General features: G+C 59.0%; 4 protein-coding genes. All 4 read right to left on the bottom strand.

Going from position 1 to position 3,913, the window contains the following annotated elements; all coding sequences use genetic code 11:
- On the bottom strand, positions 1 to 636 hold a 636-nt coding region (locus ACU0FH_RS16630), incomplete at its 3' end, for an enoyl-CoA hydratase/isomerase family protein (protein WP_446195766.1).
- 11 nt (positions 637 to 647) lie between these two features.
- Positions 648 to 1,424, bottom strand: coding sequence for an enoyl-CoA hydratase/isomerase family protein (locus ACU0FH_RS16635; RefSeq protein ID WP_027264308.1), 777 nt, complete (start codon positions 1,422 to 1,424; stop codon positions 648 to 650).
- Between the two features lie 77 nt (positions 1,425 to 1,501).
- Complete coding sequence (locus ACU0FH_RS16640; protein WP_027264307.1) at positions 1,502 to 2,752, bottom strand: ABC transporter substrate-binding protein; 1,251 nt, start codon at positions 2,750 to 2,752, stop codon at positions 1,502 to 1,504.
- A 95-nt stretch (positions 2,753 to 2,847) separates the two neighbouring features.
- The coding region (locus ACU0FH_RS16645; RefSeq protein ID WP_446195768.1) for an ABC transporter substrate-binding protein at positions 2,848 to 3,913 on the bottom strand (1,066 nt) is incomplete at its 5' end.

Here is a 3,913-nt window from a genome sequence, read left to right on the forward strand (position 1 = left end):
ACGCTTGGCGGTCTGAACGCCAAACATCGGGTGCGTTGCAATCTCGCGGGCAATTTCCAACGCCCGTACCTCGACCTGGTTGGCCGGCACGCATTCTTCGACAACGCGCAGGTCCCTAGCGGTGCGCCCGTCGATTTCACGGCCCGTGAGCACCAGCATCCGCGCCACCCCCGCACCGGCACGCTGTTGAAGCAGCCAGCTAGATCCCGTGTCAGGACAGCCGCCGACGCGCGCAAAAACTTCGCACAGCCGGGCATCTTCGGCAGCAACGACAATGTCCGCCGACAAGGCCAGGCTTAGACCCGCGCCAAAAGCCACGCCGCATACCGCGGAAATCAAGGGTTTACAAAACAGATAGGCCGCGCGTCCGCCATCGTGCACGCGGTCCACCATTTCCGATGTCGCCCTTGCGCCTTTCGCGATCTCAGACTGAAACCCGACAAGATCGCCGCCGCTGCTGAAATGATCGCCACCGGTCATAACAACGACACGGATCGTATCGTCCCGTTCGGCTTCGCGCAGGAGCGCCACCAGTTCTTCGACGAACCCGATGCTGTAAGGGTTGCGTTTTGTCGGCTGAAGAAACCGCAGGATTCCGACAGGGCCTTCCCTGTCCAGACGAATAAGTTCAGTCATTCAAGCCTCCATCAGGTCCCAGTCCAGACGGGTGCTCGTTTTTCAGCGAAGGCCTTGGGGCCTTCAATCGCGTCGTTGCTGGCGTAAACCACTTCGTGCAGGCGCTTGCCCTCTTCCAGACCACCGGCACAGCCCAGATCCATGGTTGCGCGAACACTGCCTTTCGCGGCAACAACCGACAGCGGGGCCGCGCTGGCAATGCGTTTGGCAAGGTCGAAGGCCCGTGCGCGGACAGCATCGGGGGTGTCTTCGATATAGTTGGTGAACCCGTATTCGTGCAGGCGCTCGATCGGCATCAGGTCGCCGGTCAGAACGATCTCCATAAGGATGGGCTGTGGCAGCATGGACAATGCCGGCGATGCCCAGGGCGATCCACGACCGATCTTTACTTCGGTGATACCGACCTTGGTCCCCTTGAGACCGACCCGCAGATCGCAATTCAAGGTCAGCATCATGCCGCCCGCCATCAAAGACCCGGTCATCGCCGCGATGATCGGTTTCTTGCAGGCGCGCATGGTTTCGTGAAACGGATCGCGCATCTTGGACAGGATATCGACACCCTCGTCCCGCGCGATCTGGGTGGCTTCCTTCAGATCCAGCCCGGCACAGAACACGCCGCAATCGGCCGAGGTCAGTATTGCCGCGCGAATGCTGTCATCCGCCTCGATCTTCTCCCAGGCATCCGTCAGCCCGTTCGTTGCGGCCACGGAAAGTGCGTTCTTGCGTTCGGGCCGGTTGATACAGACGGTTGCGATGCCGTCTTCGATCTTCACATCAATGGGGCTCATAGCATTAACTTCGTTATTCATGGACTGTATTTGTGCGAAAAATCCCCGCGGCATGGGTGCCGCGGGGATGCTTGTGTTCATTCGACTGAGAACGACTCGGAGCTTTCCTTGATCACTTCCCAAACGATATCGAGGTAATCGGCGCTCCAGTCGGTAAGCGGAACCCAGGTCTCGCCATCCCACTGTTCGACCCGGGTCTTGCCACCGCCGCCATGGTCTTCCGCGGTCACCGTGACCGGCGCCATGAGACCGTTGCCGTCGAAGTTCTCGATCGCTTCATAGCCCGCTTTCATGCTCTCTGGCGTCAACGGCCATCCGTTCTCCTCGATCGCGATACGGGCAGCTTCGAAACCGACCGAATAGATCGCAAGACCGGTGTTGTAGTAGACATCGTGCACCAAGCTCTCGGGGCCGCTGCCTTCGCCATTGGCATAGTAGGTGTCCAGCATCGTCTTGACGAGCGGGACTTCCTGGCCGCCGGCCACGTTGGTCCCGCGCAGGATGCCTTTCGCCTCTTCCGCGCCGATATTGGCGATATCGACTTCGTTCAGCCAGTTCACCGACAGATAGCGGTCGATCGGGAAACGGTTGCGGCGCATTTCCTTCGAGGCGACCACATGTCCGCCCGCCAGTAGCCAGCTGATCACATAGTCGGGCTTGTCGCGGCGGATTTTGCTCCATGCGCCGGCTTGATCCGACCCGGGAAGCGGCACGGGATAAAGCTCCAGTTCGAACCCTTCCTTCTCGGAAAGCGTTTTCAGGATCTCGATCGGTTCCTGGCCAAAGGGGTAGTCCAGATAGATGAACCCGATCTTCGCATCGCTCAGATCACCGCCCATCTGCTCCTTGATGAATGCAACGTCGTTCGCCGCCTGCTGCCAATAGGTCGGGCCGACCGGGAAAACCCATTCGAACACCTCGCCATCCACGGCGTCACCCCGACCGACGAACGATTGCATCAGGATGTTACCGTCTCTCATTGCACGGGGCAGAACCGCATTCGTGACCGGCGTCGAGAGCATGTTGAAAATGAATACACCTTCACGCTTGAGCTGCTCGTAGCATTCCACGCCGCGCTGCGGTTCGTTGCCGTGATCGCGCACGATGATTTCCACCGGATGCCCTTCGATACCACCGTTTTCGTTGGTATACATCGCGAGGTCCTGAGCGGCCTGGGCCACCTGAGGCGAAATGAAGGTGTAGGACTTGCTGAGGTCGAAGCAGAGTCCGAAGCGGATCGGCTCCTTGTCCTGCGCTGAGGCCACAGTCGCGCTTGTTGCCAGCGCAGCAGCAAGGACCACTGCCTTAATTTGCTGTGTGACTTTCATGTTCTCTCTCCCGTTGGTTTGGTTTGGGGCGGTGATACTGTCTTATAAACGCCGCTGCCGCCCCGCGTAGCGTCGCCCTTCCTGCTATTGGTCATTCACTGCTCGTATTTTGAGGAACTTTCTTTCACCACGTCCCACACGACGTCCGTGTACTCAGAGATCCAGTCGGTTTGCGGCACCCAAGTCTCCCCGTCCCACATCTCGATCCGGGTCTTACCGCCGCCGCCATGATCTTCGGCCGTCACCGTAATGGGGGCCATCAACCCGTTCGCGTCGTATCCCTCAAGAGATTCCAGTCCGGCTTTGTAGGACTCCGCGGTTATCGGAAGGCCTTCCTGTTCTGCCGCCCTGCGCGCGGCTTCGAACATGATTGAATACATCGCCAGACCGGTGTTGTAGAAAACGTCCTGCGTCTTCTCGATCGGGCCGGACCCCTCGCCCTTGTCATAAAGCTCGGCCATGATTTCCTGATACAGGGCAATATCCTGACCGCCCACGACATTGGTACCGCGCTTGATACCCTTGGCGGCCTCTTTACCGATGTTGGCGATATCGACTTCGTTCAACCAGTTGACCGAGATGTACTTGTCCATCGGAATGCGATTGCGCTGCATCTCCTTCGACGCGACCACATGCGCACCGCCCAACATCCAGACGATTACATGATCGGGCTTGTCGCGGCGCACCTTGGACCACACTCCGGCCTGGTCGCTGCCAGGCAGTGGCACAGGGTAAAGCTCAAGCTCGAAACCCTCTTTTTCGGACAAGGTTTCCAGGATCTCGATCGGCTCCTGTCCGAAAGGATAATCGAAATACACAAACCCCACCTTCACGTCCGACAAGTCGCCATCATGCAATTGCTTTATGTAGGCAACATCATTGGCCGCCTGTCCCCAATAGGTCGGTCCGACCGGATAGACCCATTCGAAAACGGTGCCGTCGACGGCATCGCCTCGGCCGACAAGCGACTGCATCAGGATACGCTCGTCTTCCATGGCCCGCGGCAGGATAGCCAGAGAGACCGGAGTGGACAGGGTATCGAAAACAAAGACGCCCTCGCGGCTGAGTTTCGAGTAGCACTCGATTCCGCGCTGCGGTTCGTTCCCGTGGTCACGCACGATGACTTCGACCGGTTCCCCACCGATGCCGCCCTTCATGTTG

Source organism: Heliomarina sp. (assembly GCF_052826185.1).

What these genes read in the sequence shown, in the direction of transcription:
- ACU0FH_RS16635 (WP_027264308.1), bottom strand. Translation starts at nt 1,424, where the DNA reads ATGAGCCCCATTGATGTGAAGATCGAAGACGGCATCGCAACCGTCTGT.
- ACU0FH_RS16640 (WP_027264307.1), bottom strand. Translation starts at nt 2,752, where the DNA reads ATGAAAGTCACACAGCAAATTAAGGCAGTGGTCCTTGCTGCTGCGCTG.